16 protein-coding genes are annotated in these 22,057 nt (G+C 66.2%); 12 read left to right on the top strand and 4 right to left on the bottom strand.

The genetic code is table 11. The features are described 5' to 3' along the window. Positions 1 to 228 precede the first annotated feature (228 nt). The gene (locus AB4Y80_RS12140; RefSeq protein ID WP_442214439.1) at positions 229 to 1,803 is read left to right on the top strand and encodes a sensor histidine kinase; all 1,575 of its coding nucleotides are present in this window, start codon (positions 229 to 231) and stop codon (positions 1,801 to 1,803) included. Positions 1,804 to 1,886: 83 nt separating this feature from the next. Here AB4Y80_RS12140 and AB4Y80_RS12135 read toward each other — a convergent pair whose 3' ends face one another. After that, positions 1,887 to 3,389, bottom strand: a complete 1,503-nt coding sequence (locus AB4Y80_RS12135) for a chitinase (protein ID WP_442214437.1) — start codon at positions 3,387 to 3,389, stop codon at positions 1,887 to 1,889. Positions 3,390 to 3,695: 306 nt separating this feature from the next. Here AB4Y80_RS12135 and AB4Y80_RS12130 point away from each other — a divergent pair, with 306 nt between their 5' ends. The 5 genes from AB4Y80_RS12130 (at position 3,696) to AB4Y80_RS12110 (ending at position 9,867) form a co-directional block, all read left to right on the top strand. Beyond that, positions 3,696 to 6,065, top strand: coding sequence for a glycosyltransferase family 2 protein (locus AB4Y80_RS12130; protein WP_442214435.1), 2,370 nt, complete (start codon positions 3,696 to 3,698; stop codon positions 6,063 to 6,065). Between the two features lie 8 nt (positions 6,066 to 6,073). Continuing rightward, entirely contained in the window at positions 6,074 to 6,508 is a 435-nt protein-coding gene (locus tag AB4Y80_RS12125) for a DUF7793 family protein (RefSeq protein WP_442214434.1), read from the top strand. Continuing rightward, the gene (locus tag AB4Y80_RS12120; protein ID WP_442214433.1) at positions 6,492 to 8,039 is read left to right on the top strand and encodes a putative bifunctional diguanylate cyclase/phosphodiesterase; all 1,548 of its coding nucleotides are present in this window, start codon (positions 6,492 to 6,494) and stop codon (positions 8,037 to 8,039) included. The genes AB4Y80_RS12125 and AB4Y80_RS12120 overlap by 17 nt, the downstream gene beginning before the upstream one ends. A 112-nt stretch (positions 8,040 to 8,151) precedes the next feature. Beyond that, positions 8,152 to 9,396 carry a Na+/H+ antiporter NhaA gene (nhaA, locus tag AB4Y80_RS12115; protein ID WP_442214432.1) on the top strand — a complete coding sequence of 415 codons (1,245 nt, stop codon included), beginning with the start codon at positions 8,152 to 8,154 and terminating at the stop codon, positions 9,394 to 9,396. A gap of 24 nt (positions 9,397 to 9,420) precedes the next feature. Beyond that, a complete protein-coding gene (locus tag AB4Y80_RS12110; RefSeq protein ID WP_442214430.1) occupies positions 9,421 to 9,867 on the top strand; it encodes a VanZ family protein in 447 nt (148 codons plus the stop codon). 12 nt (positions 9,868 to 9,879) lie between these two features. Here the strand turns inward: AB4Y80_RS12110 and sufU are convergent, their stop codons facing one another. The 3 genes from sufU to rfbA form a co-directional block, all read right to left on the bottom strand. Continuing rightward, positions 9,880 to 10,359, bottom strand: a complete 480-nt coding sequence (sufU, locus tag AB4Y80_RS12105) for a Fe-S cluster assembly sulfur transfer protein SufU (protein WP_442214429.1) — start codon at positions 10,357 to 10,359, stop codon at positions 9,880 to 9,882. A 4-nt stretch (positions 10,360 to 10,363) separates the two neighbouring features. Then, entirely contained in the window at positions 10,364 to 11,674 is a 1,311-nt protein-coding gene (locus tag AB4Y80_RS12100) for a SufS family cysteine desulfurase (RefSeq protein WP_442214428.1), read from the bottom strand. Between the two features lie 146 nt (positions 11,675 to 11,820). Next, complete coding sequence (gene rfbA / locus AB4Y80_RS12095) at positions 11,821 to 12,681, bottom strand: glucose-1-phosphate thymidylyltransferase RfbA (protein WP_442214427.1); 861 nt, start codon at positions 12,679 to 12,681, stop codon at positions 11,821 to 11,823. 52 nt (positions 12,682 to 12,733) lie between these two features. On the opposite strand from rfbA, the gene rfbB reads away from it, so the two are divergent. The 6 genes from rfbB to AB4Y80_RS12065 form a co-directional block, all read left to right on the top strand. After that, on the top strand, positions 12,734 to 13,831 hold the full coding sequence (gene rfbB / locus AB4Y80_RS12090; RefSeq protein WP_442214426.1) for a dTDP-glucose 4,6-dehydratase: 1,098 nt from the start codon (positions 12,734 to 12,736) through the stop codon (positions 13,829 to 13,831). After that, positions 13,828 to 15,255: a sugar nucleotide-binding protein gene (locus AB4Y80_RS12085; protein WP_442214425.1), complete on the top strand. Its 1,428-nt coding sequence runs from the start codon at positions 13,828 to 13,830 to the stop codon at positions 15,253 to 15,255. Before rfbB ends, AB4Y80_RS12085 begins: the two co-directional genes overlap by 4 nt. Then, positions 15,252 to 16,457 carry an L-2-hydroxyglutarate oxidase gene (lhgO, locus tag AB4Y80_RS12080; RefSeq protein WP_442214424.1) on the top strand — a complete coding sequence of 402 codons (1,206 nt, stop codon included), beginning with the start codon at positions 15,252 to 15,254 and terminating at the stop codon, positions 16,455 to 16,457. Before AB4Y80_RS12085 ends, lhgO begins: the two co-directional genes overlap by 4 nt. Continuing rightward, positions 16,454 to 17,656 (top strand): imelysin family protein, encoded by a 1,203-nt coding sequence (locus tag AB4Y80_RS12075; protein ID WP_442214422.1) that lies wholly within the window; start codon positions 16,454 to 16,456, stop codon positions 17,654 to 17,656. The genes lhgO and AB4Y80_RS12075 overlap by 4 nt, the downstream gene beginning before the upstream one ends. A gap of 13 nt (positions 17,657 to 17,669) precedes the next feature. Then, positions 17,670 to 18,905, top strand: coding sequence for a Dyp-type peroxidase (locus AB4Y80_RS12070; RefSeq protein WP_442214421.1), 1,236 nt, complete (start codon positions 17,670 to 17,672; stop codon positions 18,903 to 18,905). A gap of 423 nt (positions 18,906 to 19,328) precedes the next feature. Continuing rightward, on the top strand, positions 19,329 to 22,057 hold a 2,729-nt coding region (locus AB4Y80_RS12065), incomplete at its 3' end, for a N,N-dimethylformamidase beta subunit family domain-containing protein (RefSeq protein WP_442214420.1).

Below are 22,057 nucleotides of genomic sequence, written 5' to 3'. Positions count from 1 at the left end.
GCCACCCGTACCGGGCAATCCGTGGGCGCACATGCGCGCATATTCGACCAGTATGACATCATCGATAGTTGTGAGACCGTGGTGCCGGACGCAGTGTGAAGCGCGGGCCTCGCAGCCGCTCCTTCCACAGACGGAAGTATTTTGACACGATCCATTGCAGACGATTTGATTCGCCGTCATTTTTCCCAACGTCCCCTGCGGACACGGGTCATCCTGACCCAGGCGCCCATGAGCCTCACCGTCGCCCTGATGGCGGTGCTCGCCGCCGCCTTCTATCCCGAACGGTTTGCGGACCCCATGTTTGTCACAAGCCTGGGAATGCACGCGGCGATTTTTCTCCTGTGCGTTTCGGTGCCGTGGGGCAGCCTCCCGCAGCCGTCGTTCCTCATTTTGCCGTACCTGGATTTCGTGGCCGTGGGATTCTCCCGATACGGAAGCGGACAATACGTGTCCTCGGTGGGTCTGCTGGCCCTTTTTCCCGTTTTCTGGTTGGCGGCGTCGGGCCTGGCCCGCAAAACGGCGATCGTCGGCAGTGCCGGCGCCACCGTGCTCATTGCGTGGATTCCCTTGTTTTTTGGCCCGGAAAGCGTCACCCCGGCGCAACTGGCCCAACCCCTCATCTTTCCATTCATGCTCACCGCCTTTGCCATCACGGTGGTGTTCCTGACCTCCAGCATGGACAGCCACCGCCGGGCGGTCCAAACCATGGATGCGCAGCTGCGTGCGGCCCTGCAAACCAGCCGCGACCGTGAACGGCTTCTGGCGACCGTGGTGGACACGGTCTCCGTCGGCCTGGTGGTGGTGGGCCGCCAGGGAGCCACGGAGTTGATGAATTCCACCCAGCAGGCCCTGCACTCCCTGGCCTGCCCCGGCACCATGGAAAACCCGCAGGAAAAGGACCTGCTGATTTTCCATCCGGACAAGGTGACACCGCTGGAGGCAGAGTTGCGTCCGGTTTGCCGGGCGGCCAGGGGAGAAGTATTCACCAACTACCAGATCTGGGTTGGCGCCGGGGACCAGGCCCGGGCGGTGTCCACCACGGCTCGATCCATCCAGGGCGAGGACGGCCGCTCCGGCGGCGCCGTGGTCGCCTTTCATGACGTCACGGATATGGTGGGCGCGCTGGCCGCCAAGGATGACTTTATGTCCAATATTTCGCACGAGTTTCGCACGCCGCTGACGTCCATTCAGGGATACCTGGCCCTGGCCCTGGATGCCTCCGAGGATCTTCCCGGGGAGGTGGAGCGATTCCTGCTCGTGGCCGAGAGGAATGCCGAACGGCTGGGCAGCCTGGTCTCGGAACTGCTCACCACCGACTCCATGACGATTGCCACGGCCCCGACCGACGTTGCCGGCCTCATCGCGGACTGCCTTGCCTCCTCGAGGCCGGCGGCGGCCAAGAATGGCGTGGCATTGATCAACGAGGCCACGGCCCCGCTGCGGGCTATGCTCGACGCCGGCCGGATCGGCCAGGCGCTCGACAACCTGATTTCCAACGCGATCAAGTACTCCCCCGACGGCGGCACCGTGACGGTGCGGGCCTGGACCATGGGCCCCGACGTCATCTGCGAAGTGCACGACACCGGAATGGGCATGAACGGTGCCGAGCAGGCCGAGGCATTCACGAAGTTCTTCCGCGCGGAACCGGCGCGTGAGCGTTCCATCCCCGGTCTCGGGCTGGGCCTGCTGATTACCAAAATGATCGTCGTTAAACACGGCGGGACAATCTCGATTCACAGTGAACGCAATGTGGGAACCGTCATGCGCATGGTGCTTCCGCGGGGGGCATCGGTGCCCGCATAAAGAAAAGCCGCCCACGATTAGCCGAAGAAAGCCTTAAGAAAGGTTAAAGAAAAGCTTAAGAAAGGCTCAAGAAATAGGGCGGCCTATTTCGCGGCCCGTTCCTTGATGATCTGCTCGATGACATCATTTTTGAGCTTCTTCCAGGGCAGGTCGGCGGAGCCTCGCAGCGCCGCCTCCGGGCTGTCGCCCCGGGTCCACCACTTGGCCTCGAACACATACCGGTCAAACATGACCCGGTCGCCCTGCTGGTAGACGGCGGAGTCCTTCCACGCAGGGTAGGTGCCCGCGGGAACCAGCAGTTCAGGTGCCGGCGTGTCTCCGGGGAGAACCGGACCAACCAGCCGCCACGGCGTGCTCCCGTCCAACGCGAGAGGATTGTCCGGCAGGTCCCCGTTGGTCCACCACTTGGCTTCATAAACGTTGCCGTGCCAGACGATCCTGTCCTCGGCCACATAGGTCGCCGCCTCATTCCAAATGGGATAGGGGCTTGTTGCCGGATTGTCCGTCGTGGGCGTCGGCGCGCTCGTGGCGGCAGGCGCCGAAACGTCGGGAGCCGCCTCGCCCGGTTCGTTCATCCCCTCGCCCAACAGCCGCGAGAATAACAACCCGTTCTCATTGATGCCGCTGCAGGCGTCCGAGACCTGGCTCAGGTCCGGGTAGTTTGGACCGCACGTGGTGTCCCGGTTGAGGGACCACATGGACATGCGGCCAACCCCCCTCGCCTTGGCAAACGCCTGCAGGCCCCGCGCATCATCCATGGTGAATATGTCGCCCCGGACGTCACCTTGTCCAATCATGGGTGTCAGCCCGATCTTGCGCCAGATGCTTTCCGGACCCACGTCCTTCCCCCTGGCCCGGTAGAGGGCCGACAACTGCTCATGGGTTGACTCGGCGGCGGCGACGGACGCGCCCAACATGCTCTGCCCGGCGGCCCTGCTGCGACCATAGTTCATCGTCATGATGTTCACGCCGGCCACGTCCACATGGGCCGCCAACATGCCGGCCACGGCCGAGATGCCCTCGGCGGAAAGTCCCGCGGGGGAAACCGGCAGCGTCAGCCACACGGACAGCGGCTTGCCCGCACTCCGGCGGTCGGCCTGGAGCGCGGCGACGGCGGCGGCGCGGCGTTTCATGGCCGGCGCATCGCTCAGCCCCCCGCCCTCCAGGTCCAGATCGATGGTCGTGAGATTGTAACGGTCAATGACGGCCGCATACGATGCCTGCAAGGCGGCCGGATCCGCACACGCAATGGCCAACTCGGTGTTGGCTTGACCGCCAAAGGACACCGACACCCCGCCGCCCTGTTGGAGCAGCCGCGCAATCCGGCGGTCCAAATCCAGGTCGTGACCGGCCCGGTCCAGCGAGTAGGCGGCCCCCCAACTGGGCTCGCAGGCCTTGCCCGGCTCGGCCACGATGAAGGACAGGACCACCGATTTGGCGGGCTCCGACTGCGGGTTCTCAAACGCGTAGGTGGGCGTGGCCGTCACATCGACGTACCCGGCGAAAATGGATGCCGCCGACGACGCGGCCCGGGCGTCGCTGTATCGATTCCAGCCCGCATACAATGCGCCCCCGAGCAGTGCCACGGTCACCACCAAAGCGGTCAGCCGAAATATTGAGAGCTTTCGCCCGGGAAAGCGTTTGGACACAGAAAACCCCTCAAAATAAGTCATTGTAGACGAGACCCCAACAACGCAAGCGGCGACATCGAAGGCCCATATCCGTCGTGACCCAAAGATGCGCCCCCGTGCCGCAATTGTTCGGCCAAAAACCGGCCACGCTTGCATTATCATAAGTGTAATCGGCAGCGTCCGCGTACAACGCCCCGGAATATTCATCAATTGTCGGCCTCATGGTGCGCAACAAGCGCAACTTTTATGTTTTAGGGGATCATGCCTGAACCGCTGCTCGCGACTGCCGCCAAGGACAACCAATCATCGGGACCAGCCACCGCCGCCTTCAACCAGCTAGGCGCCGACGCCAAGGCGGCACCCCGGCGCCAATGGGGTTCCGAACGCCGCTCGGAACCCCTCTCGATCGTTCACCCCCTGCCGTCGAAGAGAAAAATCACACTGGGCCGCCTGGGCATTTTCGTGACCGTCCTGTCCTGGCTGCTCTATATTGTCTCCACGGTGTTTAAGCAGCTTGCCGACAACCCCAACTCGGGCTTCCGTTTCCAGTTTGAGACGGCGTCCTACGTTGTGGTCGTGACATTCCTGACATTCTCCGCCCTCCTCTACCTCGTCGCCCGGCAGGGGGCCCTGCACCGATTTCGGGATCACCGGCGCGTTCCCCGCGGCGAACTGGATCTTCACTATGCGAACTACACCGAGGGCATCACCGTGCTGGTGCCGTCCTACGCCGAGGAGACCCGCGTGGTTCGTGCCACTTTGTGGTCCGCGGCCCTGCAGGAATTTCCCGATCTGAGGGTCGTCCTGCTCTTGGATGACCCCCCATTTCCGGGCGACGCGGAGACGGCGGGCCGGCTGGCGGCCACCCGTGCGCTCCATCGTGAGATTTCCGCGGCCCTGGCGGCCCCCGCGGCCCGGGCGAACGCCGCCCTGGCCTCATTCCGGGAGCGCCGCAGCCGGAATGAGGCCGGAACGACCACGGAGATGGCCCTCATTATCGCCGAATATGAGGTTGCGGCGACCTGGCTGGAAAACATGGCCGAGGCCGAGCTGGTCGAGGATCATGTCGACGAGTTCTTCGTCGATCTGGTCATCATGGGCCTGGCCCGGGAACTGCGACTCGTCTTGCTGGCCCTCACGGCCGCCGTGGCCCAAGAAACGGGCCCTGACCATGCGCGGTTGGAGCAGCTCTACCTGCGGCTGACCTGGATTTTCAACGTCAAGACCGATGTCTTTGAACGCAAGAAATATGCCAGCCTGTCCCACGAGGCCAACAAGGCGATGAACCTCAACTCGTACATTTCGCTGATGGGTGGAACCTGGCACGAGGAAGTCACCGACGGCACCGTGGCCCTGCGCCGGCGGCAGGACCCCCACGAGGCAGCGGCGGATGACCTGATTGTCCCGGACACGGCCTACCTGCTGACCCTCGACGCCGATTCACTGCTCCTGCGCGACTACTGCCTGCGCCTGGTCTACTTTCTGGAATCCCCGGGAAATGAGCGTGTGGCCGTCGCCCAGACCCCTTATTCCTCCTTTAGGGGCGCGCCCACGCGCATTGAGCGCATCGCGGGGGCAACCACCGACATCCAACACATCCTCCACCAGGGCATGACGTACTACGGTGCCACTTTTTGGGTCGGCGCCAACGCTGTCATTCGCAAGCCCGCGCTGGAGGACATTGTGGAAACCGAATCCGTGGGCGGATTTGAAATTCGCACCTATATCCAGGATCGCACCGTCATCGAGGACACCGAATCCAGCGTGGACCTGGGAACCCACGGGTGGTCCCTGTCCAACTATCCGGAACGACTGAGCTATAGCGCCACGCCCCCCGACTTTGGCGCCCTGGTTGTCCAGCGCCGCCGCTGGGCAAATGGCGGGCTGCTGATCCTGCCGAAACTCTGGACCCAGATGAGGCACCGCCGGTACCTGCGTGAACATATCCTCCTTCGCGAGGTGCTGTTGCGCGTGAACTACATGGCGTCCATTTCCTGGGCCAGCTTCGGGTTGTTGTTCCTGCTTGTCTACCCTTATGACAGCCGGCTGCTCAGCCCGGTGGTCTTCGTCGCCGCCCTGCCCTATTTTCTGGCCATGGGAAGCGACCTGCGCGACTGCGGTCACCGCTTCAGCGATATTTTCCGCATCTACGGCTTCAACCTGGTGCTGCTGCCGGTCAATCTTGCCGGTGTCCTCAAGTCCATTCAACAGGCATTTACGGGGGACAAGATCCCCTTCGTGCGCACCCCCAAAGTCAAGAATCGAACGGCCGCCCCGGCCCTCTACGTCGTCATCCCGTACGCGATTGTGGCGTTCTCCCTCTTCACCGTGTGGCGGGACTGGATGCACGGCAACTGGGGCAATGTGGCGTTCGCCAGCCTAAACGCCGTGCTTGCCGCCGGCGCAATCCGCGCCTACATTGGCCTGCGCAATTCGGCCGTGGACGTATTCCTCGGAGTCCTCAACTGGCTCTACGTAAAACCGGCCGTCCCGGCCGTCGAGACCGACCTGGTCATTGCCAAAACACCGGAGGAGGTCGATTGGAAGGCCCTGCTCTACCACGGGGACCGGCGATTGAACCGTGATCTTCGCGGCGGTACCGACCGCCGCCGCCGGGTCTCCCTGCGATGAGACGCGACGTGCTTGCCGAAGAGCCTGCGGCATCGCAGCAGGGCGAGGACGCCACCGAGGCGCCCGCCGTATTCACCAGCGACGGCGGAATCAAGGTCTGGATCGAGGCACCCGGAATCCTTCGGGTAAAACTCCCCCACAACGCCGTCATTGCGGGCCGCCACGCCGAGTCCGCGGCCGACTTGATTCGAACCCTGGCCGACGGGCACCGTTATCCCACCTTGTTGGATCTATCGGGTGTACTGTCGGTGAGTCGAAAGGCCAGAAATGTGTACGGCCATCCACAGGCGGTCGCGGCCTATGCCCTGCTGGGCAATGGACCCGTCGACCGGGTCCTGGCACACTTTTTTCTGGGCGCCGGCCCGTTGGAGATGCCGGTGCAATACTTTGTCTGTGAGGCCGAGGCGCTGGCCTGGTTAGGAACCCATGCCGAAAACCACTGACGCTCCGGATAAACGCCTCAGTTTGCTCATTGACGGAATAGTGCGCATCGCCGGAGGCGATCTGCACACGCGGATYAAGACGTCTGCGGCCCGGGACGACCTCGATGCGGTCATCGCCGGTTTCAATCTGATGGCCGAGGAGCTCCTGACCGCCCAAACCGACCTTGAGCTGCGGGTTGAATCGCGCACGTCCCTGCTCCAGGCGACCCACCAAAAAATGCGGCACATGTCCTTGACCGATCCCCTCACGGAGCTGAGCAATCGACGGGCGCTGGAGCTGGCCATCGACGAAAGCCTCACCCGTGCGGCCCAGGGCGGGCCCCAACCGGCCCTGCTGCTGCTGGACCTCGATTCCTTCAAGGGGGTCAACGACAGCATGGGGCACGGCGCCGGTGACACGGTGTTGAAAATTGTCGCCGACCGTTTGCGGGCAACGGTTCGGGACGAGGACGTCGTCGCCAGGCTGGGCGGGGACGAATTCGCCGTGCTGCTCCAGGGCACGACCGCCAATAGGGCCATGAGCGTCGCGGCCCGCATCGTGGCCGCCGTGCGGCGACTGGTCGTCCTGGAGGAACGGGAATTCAAGTTCGGCGCCAGTGTGGGGATCGCCACACCGAAGGAGGGCGACTCCGCACAGGACCTGCTCCTCTACGCCGATACCGCCATGTATGCGGCCAAGGGGGACGATCGGGCCAGTGTCATCGCCTTTGAACCGATTCTCTTGTCCGTGCGGCAAATGCGCAGCCAGCTGGCCGGGGAACTGCGCTCGGCGGTCCACCAGAACCAATTGATGCTGCACTACCAGCCCATCGTGGAGCTTGCCACGGGAAAAATCCTGGGCGTCGAGGCGCTCATCCGCTGGGAACACCCCACCCGGGGATTGCTGATGCCCGACGACTTCATTCCGCTGGCCGAGGAGATCGGTGAAATGACCGGGCTGAGCAGCTGGGTGCTGCGCGAGTCGGCCGCCCAGCTTCACCGCTGGCAGGCCGCCGGGCAGGTGGACGGCGGCTTCACCATGCGGGTAAACCTGCCCGCCTCCGAACTGCAACGGCCCGAACTCATTGACGACGTGCGGCGCATCCTGGCCGAGGAAGCGGTCAGCGCAACGAACGTGGTCCTGGAACTGACGGAATCGGCCATGGTCGCCGGCAACGAATGGGACATCTATTCGCTGCGCGGCCTGCACAACCTGGGCGTCGGGCTGGAAATCGACGACTTTGGCACGGGCTATTCCTCCATCAGCTACCTGCGGCGCCTGCCGATCGACGCGGTGAAGGTTGACAAGTCCCTCATGGGCGAGCTCGGCGCCGACGTTCGCCAAAAGGACTTCATTGCGGCCATCTTGCAACTCATTCACGCGTGCGGACTGACGGCCGTCTTTGAGGGCATCGAGACGAGGGAACAGGCGGCGGTCCTCTCCGCCCTGGGATGCCACAGCGGGCAGGGGTACTTCTTCAGCCGCCCCGTCGGGGCGGACGCGATGACCGAGCGGTTGTCGACGAATTTCCGCGCGATCGGCTACCTGTAGACTGGGGGCAGGTGCGCCGGGAAGTCTGGTCGGCAATGTCAGAGTCGAGCCCAGTCACAGTCGAACCCAAAGTTCCCCCGGAACCTTTGCACCAGCCGGAAGCCGCCAGCCCATGAACGTTCCCCTTCGCCGGGTCCTTGACCGCGGCAGTTACCCGGAGTTTGTCCGTATTGGCGCGGTCCTGCGCTCCGAAACGGTGGGCGGGGCACTCCTGCTGGCCGCCACCGTCCTGGCCCTGGCCTGGGCCAACTCCCCCCTTGCCGAGGGCTACTTTACGCTCAGGGACCTGCGGATCGGACCGGCCGCCTGGCAGCTGAACCTGAGCCTGGGCGGGTGGGCGTCGGACGGCCTGCTGGCCATCTTTTTTCTGGTGGCCGGGCTGGAGCTCAAGCGGGAGTTCGTCGCCGGCGACCTCCGCAACCCGGCCCGCGCCGTCGTCCCCATCGCGGCCGCCGTGGGCGGTGTGATCGTCCCGGCCGTCCTGTATACCTTGATCAACGTCTCCGCCGGGCCCGCGGTCCTGAAGGGCTGGGCGATCCCCACGGCAACGGACATCGCGTTTGCCCTTGCGGTGCTGGCCGTGATCGGCTCGCACTTGCCCGGCGCCCTGCGCACCTTCCTGCTGACGCTGGCCGTGGTGGATGACCTGATCGCCATCGCCATCATCGCCGTGTTTTACCCGGGCGAGCTGCATCTGCCGATCTTGGCCCTCGCCGCCGTGCCGCTGCTGGCCTTTACTTTTCTGGTGCAGCGGCGCATCCGCACCTGGTACCTGCTGCTGCCGTTGGCGTTCGCGACGTGGGCGCTGGTCCACGCCTCCGGCATCCACGCAACGGTGGCCGGGGTGCTGCTCGGCTTTGCCGTCCCGGTCATCCGCTCGGCCGGGCGCGGCGGGCCCGACGCCGGCCCGGGCCTGGCCGAGCATTTCGAGCACCTCCTGCGCCCCCTTTCTGCCGGGGTGGCGGTGCCGCTGTTCGCGTTTTTCTCCGCCGGCGTGGCCCTGGGCGGAGTGTCCGGGCTGCACGCGGCACTCACCGATTCCGTGGCGGTCGGCATTGTGGTGGCCTTGGTGGCCGGCAAGTTCGTCGGCGTCTTCGGCGCCACCTGGCTGGTCACCAAGACCACCCGGGCCTCCCTCGACGACGGCCTGGCCTGGATCGACGTCGTGGGCCTGGCCCTGCTGGCCGGGGTGGGGTTCACGGTGTCCCTGTTGATCAGCGAGCTCAGTTTTGGCGCTGACGGAGCGCACTACGCTCACGCCAAGGTGGCCATCCTGGGCGGTTCCCTCCTGGCCGCCACGCTCGCCACGGTGGTGCTGCGGATCCGGAACCGCCACTACAAGGCCCTGGCGATTTGACCTGGCGGACTTACACTGGGCGTCATGAGAACCAGCAGCCACCGCGTGGCAGTGCTAATGGCCGTCCTGTACTTTGTGGCCCTTGCCGCCATCGTGTTTTGGCCCTCCCCCGTGGACCGGCCCATTGACGGCGCCCTCATGCACGTCCTTTCGTGGCTTCACGGCCACGGCCTGCCGCAGTGGTTCATCGGCTATCGCAAGGTGGAATTTGCGGCCAACATCATCTTGTTCATCCCGTTCGGCGCCATTTTGGCCCTGCGGCTGCCACGCGGGCGCCGGTGGGGTGCCGTGGCGGCGGCGGCGGTGCTCTCCGGCGCCATTGAGTTGGCGCAGGCCTGGCTGCTGCCCGAGCGCGTCCCGGCCTGGTCCGACATTATCGCCAACACCTCCGGGGCCCTGCTGGGGGCCCTCGGCGTCGCCCTGGTCCGGGCGCTGTTGCCACAGCCCGCCCGCGACGCGCCCACCGGCTAGCTAGCGCGGCGGCTACCGGGCCTGCGCCAGCGCGTCCTCCGCGGCAACCCAGGCCAGCATGGCGCACTTGACCCTGGCCGGGAACTTGGACACGCCGGAGAGCGCCGCGGCGTCGCCGAAGACTTCCTCGTCGGCCTCCATTTTTCCGCGGGAGCGCATGACCTCGCGGAAGTTCGCAATCAACGCCTGGACCTCGTCGGCGTCCAGGCCGACGGCCAATTCGGTCAGGATCGATGCCGAGGCCATGGAAATGGCGCAACCGTCCCCGGCCCAGTGAATGCTGGAGACCTGCGTTCCGGTGCCCGACTCCCCCGGCGTGGTTTCCAGGCGCAGGGTGATCTCATCCCCGCATACCGTGTTGAGCTGGTGGCATTGGCCCACGCCCGCCGGCAAATCCATGCCCTGCAGTTGGTCATCGGGCAGGTCGGCGCCGGTGCGGGTCTTGGATTGTTCGAGGATGATCTGCTGATACAGCGAATCGAGTGAACTCATGTTCTTATGCTCCCGTCACGCCGAAGTAGGGGCGCACCCCGGCCACGACGGCCAGGAACGCATCGACTTCGTCGGTGGTGTTGTAGAGATAGGTGCTGGCTCGGGTGGAGGCGCTTAGTCCCAGCCGGCGGTGCAGGGGCTGGGCGCAGTGGTGACCGACGCGGACGGCGATGCCGGCGGCGTCAAGGAACTGGCCGACGTCGTGCGCGTGCACCCCGTCGACCTCGAAGGCGGCCAGGCCGGCGCGCGCCACCCCCGCGGCGGGGCCCAGCACGCGGACGCCGGCGATGCCCTCCAACCCGGCCACCAGGCGCTGGCCGAGGGCGGCCTCCCAGCCGTGGATGCGCTCCATGCCGGTCTCCTGCAGGTAGTTCACGGCGGCGGCGAGGGCGGCGGCCTGGGAGATGGCCTGGGTGCCGGCCTCAAATCGCTGCGGCGAGGGCAGGTAGCCCGCCCCATCCATGGTGACGGTGGTGATCATGGACCCGCCGGTCAGGAACGGCGGCATGGCGTCCAGGAGCCCGGCCCGGCCGTAGACGGCACCGATGCCCGTGGGGGCCAGCATCTTGTGGCCGGAAAACACGGCAAAGTCGACGTCCAGGGCCTTGACGTCCAGGCCCAGGTGCGGCACGGACTGGCAGGCATCGAGCACCACCAGTGCGTCGACGTCGTGGGCCATCCGGGTCAGCTCCACCACCGGGTTGATGACGCCGGTGACATTGGAGACGTGGGTGAAGGCGAAGATCCTGGTGCGCGCGGTGAACAGCGCCGCGGCGGCCTCCATGTCCAGCGTGCCGTCCTCCAGGACGGGGATGAACCGCAGCACGGCGCCGGTCCTGCGGCACAGTTCCTGCCAGGGGATCAAGTTGGCGTGGTGTTCCATCTCGGTCACCAGTACCTCGTCCCCGGGCCCGACGCCGAACTGCCGGGCCTCGGCGGGAACGTCGCCAACGCTGGCGTTGCCAAAGGAGTAGGCGAGCAGGTTCAGCCCCGCGGTGGCGTTGGAGGTCCAGACGAGTTCGTTTTCGGCCGCGCCGATGAACCGGGCCACGGTGCCGCGGGCGTCCTCAAAGACGTCGGTGGCGGCAACGGCAAGTGTGTGGGCGCCGCGATGTACGGCGGAGTTGCGTTGTTCGTAGAATTCCTGCTCGGCCTCCATCACACTGACGGGTTTTTGCGACGTGGCCCCTGAATCCAGGTACACCAGCGGTTTGCCGTTGACATCCTGGTCCAGGATGGGGAAGTCGTTGCGGATCCGGCGCACCTCGGCGTCGGTCAACGGCCCCTGGTGGTCGTGGTCAGCGGATTTCAACACCAAAACGCATACTCCTTATGTGACGCCCTCCGGTCGTGAACCGGCCGTGCGCTGGACGGGCCAATTAGGTCATATCCAACGCACTTAATTATCGCACCGATTCAGAATTACCGGGTCCACGGAATTTGTGGGCCGATCTTGAGCGATTACTGAAGCAGGCGCAGCAAATAGGTCCCGTAGCCGCTCTTGACCAGCTTTTCGGCCCGCTGGCGCAATTCGTCGTCGCTGAGGAAGCCCTGGCGCCAGGCCACCTCCTCGGGGGCGCCGATTTTCAGTCCCTGCCGGCTCTCCACCGTGCGCACGAACGTCGAGGCGTCATTGAGGTCGCCAAAGGTCCCGGTGTCCAGCCAGGCGGTGCCGCGCGGCAGCAGCTCCACGTGCAGCTGGCCGCGATCGAGGTAGATGCTGTTGACGTCGGTGATTTCCAGTTCCCCGCGGGGGGACGGGACCAGGTTCTTGGCAATGTCGATGACGGTGTTGTCGTAAAAATACAGCCCCGGCACGGCGTAGTGGCTGCGCGGATTCGCCGGCTTCTCCTCGAGGGAAACCACCGTGCCGGCGGCGTCGAAGTCGACCACGCCGTAGGCGCCGGGATCCTTGACCCAGTAGCCGAAAATCGAGCCGCCGCGCAGATTCTGATGCTTTTGCAGCTGCGTGCCCAGCCCGGGGCCGTAGAAAATGTTGTCCCCCAGCACCAGGGCCACGGTGTCATTGCCGATGTGGTCCGCGCCCAGAATGAAGGCCTGGGCCAGCCCGTCCGGGGAGGGCTGCTGCCGGTAGCTCAGGTTGATCCCGAACTGGGAACCGTCGCCCAACAAGCGCTGGAATTGCTCGGCATCGTGCGGGGTGGTGATCACCAAAATGTCCCGGATGCCCGCCAGGATCAGCGTCGAGAGCGGATAGTAAATCATCGGCTTGTCATAGACCGGCACCAATTGCTTGCTGATGCCCAACGTAATCGGGTGCAGCCGGGAACCGGTTCCCCCGGCAAGAATAATTCCACGCATCAATACCGTCCTATACCTGAACCGGCGTAGGACTCGGCGCTACGCTGGGGTCATGCAGAGAATTTTGGTGACCGGCGGTGCCGGTTTTATTGGGTCCAACTTTGTCCACTATGTCATGGCCCACACCGATTGGGTGGTGACGGTGCTGGATAAGTTGACGTATGCCGGTAACCTGGCGTCGCTGGCCGGGCTGCCGGGGCAGCGGTTCTCTGTGGTGCGCGGGGACATTTGCGATGCCGCCCTGGTGGATTCCCTGGTGGCGGGCGCGGATGCGGTGGTGCATTACGCGGCGGAGTCGCACAACGACAATTCCCTGGCCGATCCGGCCCCGTTCGTGCAGAGCAACCTGGTGGGCACGTTTACCTTGTTGGAGGCGGTGCGCCGGCATGGGACGCGGTTTCACCACATCTCCACCGATGAGGTGTACGGGGACCTGGCCCTGGATGATCCGGACCGGTTCACCGAGGCCACCGCGTACAATCCCTCCAGCCCGTATTCGGCCACGAAGGCCGGCTCGGACCTGCTGGTGCGGGCCTGGGTGCGTTCCTTCGGGGTCAACGCGACCATCAGCAACTGCTCCAATAACTACGGCCCGTTCCAGCACGTGGAGAAGTTCATCCCCCGCCAGATCACCAACGTCATGGACGGCCTCCGGCCCCGGCTCTACGGTGCCGGGGCCAACGTGCGGGACTGGATCCACGCCGATGACCACTCCTCGGCGGTGGTGCGGATCCTGGAGCGGGGCGTGGCCGGGGAGACGTACCTGATCGGCGCCGACGGGGAACGGGACAACCGCTGCGTGATCGAGGGCATCCTGACCGCGATGGGGCAGCCGGCCGACGCCTATGACCACGTCAGCGACCGGCCCGGGCACGATCGGCGCTACGCGATCGATTCCACCCGGCTGCGCACCGAGCTGGGCTGGGCGCCGGCCCATGCGGACTTTGACGCCGGGCTGGCCGCCACGATCGCCTGGTACCGGGCCAACGAGGCCTGGTGGCGGCCGCAAAAGGCCGCCACGGAGGCCGGCTACGCCCGCCGGGGCGAACAACTGCGCCCCGCCCCGCCCGGTGCCGCCGCGGCGGCGGCCGGGGGCACTGCGGTCGGGAGCACGGCGGCCGAGGGCACGGCGGCCGGGGCCAGGCGGTGACGGGGCCGGCGTACGGCAAGGCCCTGCTCGCCCGCCCGACCCCGATTCCCGGCGTCGTGCTTTTTGAGCTGCCGGTGCACGGGGACAAGCGGGGCTGGTTCAAGGAGAACTGGCAGCGGGAGAAAATGATGGCGGCCGGGCTGGCGGACTTCGGGCCGGTGCAAAACAACATTTCCTTCAACGAGGCCGCCGGCACCACCCGCGGCATCCATGCCGAACCGTGGGACAAGTTCATCTCCGTCGCCACCGGGAGCGTGTTCGGGGCGTGGGTGGACCTGCGCGAGGGGGCGTCCTTCGGGACCGTGTTCACCGCCGTCCTGGATCCCGCCACCGCCATCTTCGTCCCGGCCGGAGTCGGCAACGCCTTCCAAACCCTCACCGACCACACCACCTACACCTACCTGGTCAACGCCCACTGGTCCGCGGACGCGCAGGGCCGGTACACGTTTGTGAACCTGGCCGATCCGGCCCTGAACATCCCCTGGCCCATCCCGCTCTCCCGGGCGGAGCTCTCCGAGCAGGACCGCGCCCACCCGCCCCTGGCCGAGGTGGTCCCGATGCGGGGCAAAAAGACCCTCGTGCTGGGCGCGGACGGCCAGCTGGGCCGGGCCCTGCGGGCCCTCTACGCCGGGGACCCGGGGGTGGACTTCGCCACCCGCACCGAGTGCGACCTCACCGACCCGGCCGCCCTGGCCGCGGTGGCCTGGGGAGACTACGCCACCGTCATCAACGCCGCCGCCTACACCGCGGTGGACGCGGCCCAAACCCCGGCGGGCCGGGCCGCGGCCTGGGCCGTGAACACCACCGCCGTGGCGGCCCTGGCCGCCCACTGCACCGCCCACCGCCTGACCCTGGTCCAGATCTCCAGCGACTACGTCTTCGACGGCACCCTCGAGCGCCACGACGAGGACGAGCCGCCCACCCCGCTGGGCGTGTACGGGCAGACCAAGGCCGCCGGGGACGCGATCACCGCCACCGTCCCGCGCCACTACCTCATCCGCACCAGCTGGGTCATCGGCGCCGGCGGCAACTTCGTGGCCACCATGGCCGCCCTGGCCCGGGCCGGCATCCGGCCCGCCGTCGTCAACGACCAATTCGGCCGGCTCACCYTCACCGAGGACCTCGCCGCCGCCATCAAGCACCTGCTCACCACAAGCCCCGCGTACGGGTGCTACAACGTCACCAACACCGGCCCCGTCCAGTCCTGGGCGGACATCGCCGCGGACGTCTACGAACTCCTCGGCCACCCCCGCACCATGGTCACCCCCGTCAGCACCGCCGACTACTACGCCGACCAACCCGCCCCCGCACCCCGCCCCACCCACAGCACCCTCACCCTGGCCAAAATCACCGCCACCGGCCACACCCCACCCCCCGCCCGGGAACGACTCGCACACTACCTCACCCCCGGGCGGGAATCATGACAAAGCCCACGGCCGCCGTCGTCGGCGGTGGCATCATCGGCACGGCCGTCGCCCGCGAGCTGCTGCACAGCGGTGCGGCGTCCGCGGTGACCCTGTTTGAAAAGGAGGCCGAGCTGTCCTTCCACCAAACGGGCCACAACAGCGGGGTGGTCCATGCCGGCCTGTACTACGAGCCGGGCGGACTCAAGGCCACGCTGTGCCGGCGCGGAGTGGGGCTGCTGCGCGAGCTGGCCGCCCGGCACGACGTGCCCTTCGATGTATGCGGCAAGGTGGTGGTGGCCCGGGACGCCGTGGAACTTGAGCGCCTCCGCGTCATTCTTGCCCGCGCCGTCGCAAACGGGGTGCCGGGGGTGCGCATGATCGACCGGGAGGAGTTGGGCGCGCTTGAACCCCATGCCACCGGGATCGCCGCACTGCACTCCCCCACCACCGCCATCACGGACTACCGGCGCGTCACCTTGGCACTGGCCGAGGACTTCACCGCCGCCGGCGGGACGCTCCTGCTCAACCACCCGGTGGCGGAACTGGTGGAGACCGGTGCCGGGGTCCGGGTCGAGTCCGGCGGCACGGCCGCACACTTTGGCCTGGTCATCAATTGCACCGGGCTGCAGTCGGACCGGCTGGCGGGCCGCTCCGGGGACGGCCGGGAGCCTCGGATCGTGCCGTTCTTTGGTGCATATATGCTGCTGCGCCCCGAACGCCGGCACCTGGTCAACGGGCTCATCTACCCGGTCCCGGACCCTCGCTACCCGTTCTTGGGCGTGCATTTGACCAAGCGCATCGACGGGGAGGTAATGGTGGGCCCCAACGCCTTCCTGGCCGGCGGCCGCGAAGCATACCGTGGCCTGCAGTTTTCGCCAAGGGACCTGGCCGACGTGGCCGGCTTCCCGGGTTTCTGGCGTTTTGCCGCGGGCAACGTCCCCGCCGCGTTCCGTGAGGGACGGACGGTGCTGAGCAAAAGGGCGTTCGTGGATGCCGCCCGCGCCTACGTGCCCGAGCTCGGCGTGGCCGATGTGGTGCCGGGCCGGCGCGGCATCCGGGCCCAGGCCATGAAAGCGGACGGCAGCCTGGTCGACGACTTTGTGATCACCGGCAGCCGGCGGATACTGCACGTACGCAACGCCCCGTCGCCGGGAGCAACCTCGGCGATGGCGATCGCCGAACACATTGTGCGCCAGGCCGCCGAACGGATGGCGGTGTGAGCGGGCCGGCTGCGCTTCGCCGGGAGTGGATCGCGACGGGCCTTGCGGTTGCCGTCTCGGCCGCCCTGATCGCCGGGGTGTCCCTGACCGAACGAACCGCGCCGGGCCCGAGCATGACCTCAGCGGCCACCACCGTCACTATCACCGACAGGGCCTGCGGCTCCGGCGTGGCGAATCGGGTGACGGGACCGGCGTCGTTCATGGTCCGCAACGCGGCAACCTGGCCCACCGAGGTGTACCTGGTGAAGCTGCCCGAATTTGGCACCCTCATCCGCACCGTGACGCTTGGCCCGGGATCATCAGTGACTTTCAACGCGACAATAGGACCGGGCGACTATGCGTTCCAATGCCTGCAGAGCGGCCAGCTAAAGGGCACCTCGGCACCATTTGTGGCCACAGGCCCGGTACCGGCCAATGCCACCCCGGCCGTGCGACAGGCGTCCACCGGCGAACTTGGGCAGTCCAACAACCTCTATCTCAAGCACGCCTCACGCACGCTCGTCCTCATGCTCGCGCACGTGCGGGCGCTGACGACGGCGCTGCTTGCCTCGGATGTGCCCACGGCCCGGCGCGACTGGCTTCTCGCACGCCAAACCTGGTCAGGACTCGGCGCCGCGTACGGCAGTTTCGGCGAGGCCGGGGACGCAATCGAGGGCGTCCGCGACCCGGCGTCCACACCGGATCGGGATACCGGATTCACCGGACTCGGCCGAATTGAATACGGGTTGTTCAACGGTCAACCGGCCCCATCCCTGGCCCTGGCGGCACGCCGGCTGGAGTCGGATGTGGCATCACTGGCCGCCCGGCTGCCCACCCTCGCCATGGTTCCGGGCGCGCTGTCACTGCGCGCCCACGAAATCCTGGAGGACACATTGCGCGACACACTCTCGGGGCAAGACAACCACGGCGCCGCCATGGCCTTCGCCATCACCTCCGCCGACGTGGCGGCCACCCGATCCACGGTCGCCGATCTGGCCACCCCGCTGGAGTCACGCAGACCAGGGCTGGTGGCCGCCATCAACGCCCGGCTGGACGCCGTCGACGCCCAGCTCACACACCTTCGTCGAGGCGATTCATGGGTGGCCCTGGACAGGGCCACCACCGTAGAGCGCCAGCACGTGAACGGGGCCGTATCGGCCGCGCTGGAAGTGCTGGCGGACATTCCGCAGCTCTTGGCCCTGCCCCAGGGCAGTGAATAGGAAGGCCGCCGTCATGCCCCCAGAGTCCTCCCCCACCGGCCGCCGGACCTTCCTGCGCCATGCGCTGGCGACCGGCGCCGTGGGGGCCACGGCCGTGGCATCCGCCATCGCACCCTCCCCTGTTCCGGCGCATGCCCAGGATGCCGGTGTCTCCGCCCCGGAATCCACCCGCTTTGAGGGCCCGCACCAGGCCGGCATCTACCGGCCGGCCCTGCCGCAGTCCGCTGCCTGTTTCGCGGTCTTCACGCTGACGGCAGCAAATGGCCCACAGCTGCAGCAACTGCTGCAAACCATCACGGACCGCGCGCGGGCACTGACGGCCGGAGGGTCCCCCGTGGCGGCCGGCTCCGGCGTACCGCCGTCGGATTCCGGCGTACTGGGAGCGGTGATTCCGGCCGACGGACTGACCATCACGGTGGGATTGGGTCATGGGGCTTTTGCGGAAAGATTCGGACTCGAGGGGAAGCTGCCGAAAGGGCTTTCCACCATGCGCATCTTTGATGACGACGTGCCCGACCCGGCGTGGCTGGGCGGGGACATCCTGCTGCAAGTTTGCGCGAACGCCCCGGACACCGTCCATCACGCGCTGCGCGAGCTGACGCGCGCCACCCGCGCCTGGATGCAGCCTCAGTGGCAGATCAATGGCTTCATTTCCCCGCCGCGACCATCGGGGGCCTCCCGAAACTTGTTCGGCTATAAAGACGGGATCGCCAACCCCGGGGAATCGGACGGTCTGGTGTGGATCGGCCCGGAGTCAGGACAGCCGGCGTGGGCCGTGGGAGGGACCTTCATCGTGGTGCGGCTGATCCGGATGCTGGTCGAATTTTGGGACCGGGTATCCCTGAGCGAGCAGGACACCATGATTGGGCGCCGACGAGACTCGGGCGCACCCTTGGACGGCAACGTTGAAAGTGACGCCCCGGACTACAAGGGGGATCCAAACGGCGCCGTTATCCCATTGGCTGCGCACATTCGCCTGGCCAACCCACGCACCACCCTGGCGGAAAGTTCCCGTCTCCTGCGGCGCGGCTACAACTACGTGCTGGGCACCGACGCGACGGGCAACCAAAACGTTGGGCTCATCTTTGCCTGCTACCAGGCGAGCATCCAGGACCAGTTCGAGGCCGTGCAGGAACGACTGGCCGGGGAGCCGATGACGGACTACATCCAGGCATTCGGCGGCCAGTACTTCATCGGCCTGCCGGGGGTCACCGGAGACGGGTATCTGGGAGAGGGCCTGTTCACCTAGGTATGCGGTCCCCGCCGTGGCCCGAACCGCGTAGCCGGCGGCGAAAAAAGCAAGTAGCACCGAGAATAATCGAGTACCCACTACGGTGGAGTTCGGTGGCGGAATGACCCTACGGTGAAGTCAAGCTGAAGCTTGTCCGGTCTCGCAGTTGGGTCTGCCATGGAACAGAGAACTACACCACACCTGCCTTCCATCATGGGACGTGCGGTCATCCCGTCGCTGCTGGCCCTCCTGGTCGTGTTGCTGCCGGCCATTAGCTCCCCTTTCCCTGGCATGACGCCGGCCGCGGTGGCGGCATCAGACCCATGCGCTGCGCCCGTGACAAGTGTCGTGGCGTGTGAAAACAGCAAGACGGGATCGCCGCAAAGCGAATGGAGCGTGACAGGGGCCGGGGACTCGACCATTCAGGGTTACGGAACGGCCATGAGCGTCAATGTCGGTGCGACCGAACAGTTCAAGGTCAACACCACCGCGAAGGCCTACCATATTGACATCTACCGGCTCGGCTATTACCAAGGACTGGGCGCACGCAAGATTGCGACCAACGTCCTGCCCTCGGCAACCCTGCCGCAGACACAGCCAGCCTGCCAGCAATTTTCGGCCACCGGGCTCATCGACTGCGGCAACTGGGCGGTTTCGGCATCCTGGACAGTTCCATCCACGGCAGTCTCCGGACTCTATCTGGCCCGCCTGGTACGGACCGACACCAGCGGGGCATCCGTCATACCGTTCGTGGTCCGCAATGACGCCAGTACGTCCGACGTCGTCATTCAAACCTCCGACGAAACTTGGCAGGCCTACAACACCTATGGGGGCAACAGCCTCTACCAGTGCACCGTCTCGTGCCCTCCGGGAAACCCGGAAGCGTACAAGTCGGCGTTCAAGGTCTCCTACAACAGGCCCTTCCACACGGCCCTGGACGACAACGGGCACAGCTGGTTCCTGAGTGCCGAACTGCCCATGATCCGCTTCATGGAACAAAACGGCTACGACGTGAGCTACATCTCGGGCCTCGACACCGGCACGCAGGGCAACCTGCTGCTTAACCACAAGACGTTCCTCTCCGTTGGACATGACGAGTATTGGTCAGGTCCGCAACGGGCCAGCGTGGAATATGCCCGCGACCACGGCGTAAACCTGGCGTTCTTCAGCGGCAACGAGGTCTTTTGGCGCACGCGGTGGGAATCCAGCCAGTCCGGACCGGTCACAGCCAACAGGACGCTGGTGGCCTACAAGGACACCCACTTCAATGCGCCCACCGACCCTGTCGAATGGACCGGATCATGGGTGGACCCTCGATTCGGCACCGCGACGGGAGGCGGGAATCCGCAAAATGCGCTCACGGGCCAGCTGTTCCTGGTCAATAGCGGGACAACCGACATTGACGTCCCGGCGCGCTACGCCAAGCTGCGCCTGTGGCGCAATACGGATGTGGCCAGCTTGACGGGGACACAGCTAATAACACTGGGTGAGGGGATCGGCGTCCTGGGCTACGAATGGGATGTTGACGCAGATGACGGCTTCAGGCCCGCCGGCCTGATTGACCTCTCGTCCACCACTTACACGGCCCCGGAGGTGTTCACCGACTACGGCTCCAATGTCGTTCCGGCCAGCACCACCCACAACCTGACCCTCTACAAGGCGGCCAGCGGGGCATTGGTCTTCGGGGCCGGCACGGTGCAATGGTCGTGGGGGCTGGACAACTTCACGACGCATGGGAACACCGACCTGAACATGCAGCAGGCCACCGTCAACCTGTTCGCCGACATGCATACGCAACCGGCCACACCCATGGACGGCGTGGTGGTCAGTGCCGCATCGTCCGATACCACTGCGCCGGTGTCCGTCATGACTGCTCCCGTGGCCGGCGCCACTGTGGCCGACGGTTCGACCCTGACCATCACGGGGACGGCCAGCGACGCCGGCGGAGGTGTGGTGGCCGGCGTCGAGGTTTCAACCGACGGCGGGACCACCTGGCATCCGGCAACCGGCACCACGAGCTGGACGTACAGGTGGGATGCCGCCCACGGATATCCCGGAACGACCATCAAGACCCGCGCCACCGATGACAGTGGCAACGTGGAGGGGGCCGGCGCCGGGCGTGCGCTGGGCATCACCTGCCCCTGCAGTTTCAAGGGCACCGGGGCCACCCCGGCCAAGCCCGATTCGGGCGATGGGCAGGCCGTGGAGGTCGGGCTTAGATTCAGCTCAACCGTCAATGGCACCATCTCGGGGGTTCGCTTCTACAAGTCGACCTTGAACAAAGGCACACACATCGGCAACGTCTGGTCCGCGTCGGGAACATTGCTTGCCACCGCCACCTTCGCCGGTGAGTCCGCCAGCGGCTGGCAGACTGCGACGTTTAGCCAGCCGTTGACCGTCACCGCCAACACCGCGTACGTGGTTTCCTACTTTGCACCCCAGGGCCACTACACCCAGGACAGTGGGTACCTCTATCCAAACCCGTCGCCCATGCCCGCCGGCAACGGCWGTGCCGGCGGCCCGCCGATACAAATGAGCCGCAGCACCAGAGCCAATCCCAACGGTTTTTACGCGTATTCGTCTTCCTCAAGGTTCCCGACCGGCCTCTACCAGGCCGAGTACTACTGGGTGGACGTGGTCTTCAACCCCAGCAGCATGGCCGTACCCGCCGTGTCATCCACGGCCCCGGCGTCAGGGGCGACATCAGCGCCAATCACGACGACACCGGCCGCGAGTTTTAATCAGGCGGTGACGGCCGCGAGTGTGACGTTCACGCTCAAGGACGCCGCCGGCACCGCGGTCGCGGGGTCTACGAGCTACACGACCGCCACCAACACGGCCACCTTCACCCCCAGCAGTTCCTTGGCGTACAGCACCACGTATACGGCGACCGTCTCCGGCGCCACCAACGCCACCGGACAAACCATGGCCGCACCCTACAGCTGGTCCTTCACCACCGCCGCGCCGCCGCCGGCACCGGCGGTGACCGGCACCACGCCGGCCAACAACGCCACCGGAAGCGCCRTTTCCACGGCGCCGACCGCCACCTTCAGCCAGGCRGTGACGGCCGCGAGTGTGACGTTCACGCTCAAGGACGCCGCCGGCACCGCGGTCGCSGGGTCYACGAGCTACACGACCGCCACCAACACGGCCRCCTTCACCCCCAGCAG

Origin of the sequence: Specibacter sp. RAF43 (assembly GCF_052114065.1) — a bacterium.
In the GTDB taxonomy this organism is placed as follows: domain Bacteria; phylum Actinomycetota; class Actinomycetes; order Actinomycetales; family Micrococcaceae; genus Specibacter.
This window is presented reverse-complemented; position numbering and strand designations above follow the sequence as displayed.

What these genes read in the sequence shown, in the direction of transcription:
- AB4Y80_RS12140 (WP_442214439.1), top strand. Translation starts at nt 229, where the DNA reads ATGAGCCTCACCGTCGCCCTGATGGCGGTGCTCGCCGCCGCCTTCTAT.
- AB4Y80_RS12130 (WP_442214435.1), top strand. Translation starts at nt 3,696, where the DNA reads ATGCCTGAACCGCTGCTCGCGACTGCCGCCAAGGACAACCAATCATCG.
- nhaA (WP_442214432.1), top strand. Translation starts at nt 8,152, where the DNA reads ATGAACGTTCCCCTTCGCCGGGTCCTTGACCGCGGCAGTTACCCGGAG.
- AB4Y80_RS12110 (WP_442214430.1), top strand. Translation starts at nt 9,421, where the DNA reads ATGAGAACCAGCAGCCACCGCGTGGCAGTGCTAATGGCCGTCCTGTAC.
- sufU (WP_442214429.1), bottom strand. Translation starts at nt 10,359, where the DNA reads ATGAGTTCACTCGATTCGCTGTATCAGCAGATCATCCTCGAACAATCC.
- rfbA (WP_442214427.1), bottom strand. Translation starts at nt 12,681, where the DNA reads ATGCGTGGAATTATTCTTGCCGGGGGAACCGGTTCCCGGCTGCACCCG.
- rfbB (WP_442214426.1), top strand. Translation starts at nt 12,734, where the DNA reads ATGCAGAGAATTTTGGTGACCGGCGGTGCCGGTTTTATTGGGTCCAAC.
- lhgO (WP_442214424.1), top strand. Translation starts at nt 15,252, where the DNA reads ATGACAAAGCCCACGGCCGCCGTCGTCGGCGGTGGCATCATCGGCACG.
- AB4Y80_RS12070 (WP_442214421.1), top strand. Translation starts at nt 17,670, where the DNA reads ATGCCCCCAGAGTCCTCCCCCACCGGCCGCCGGACCTTCCTGCGCCAT.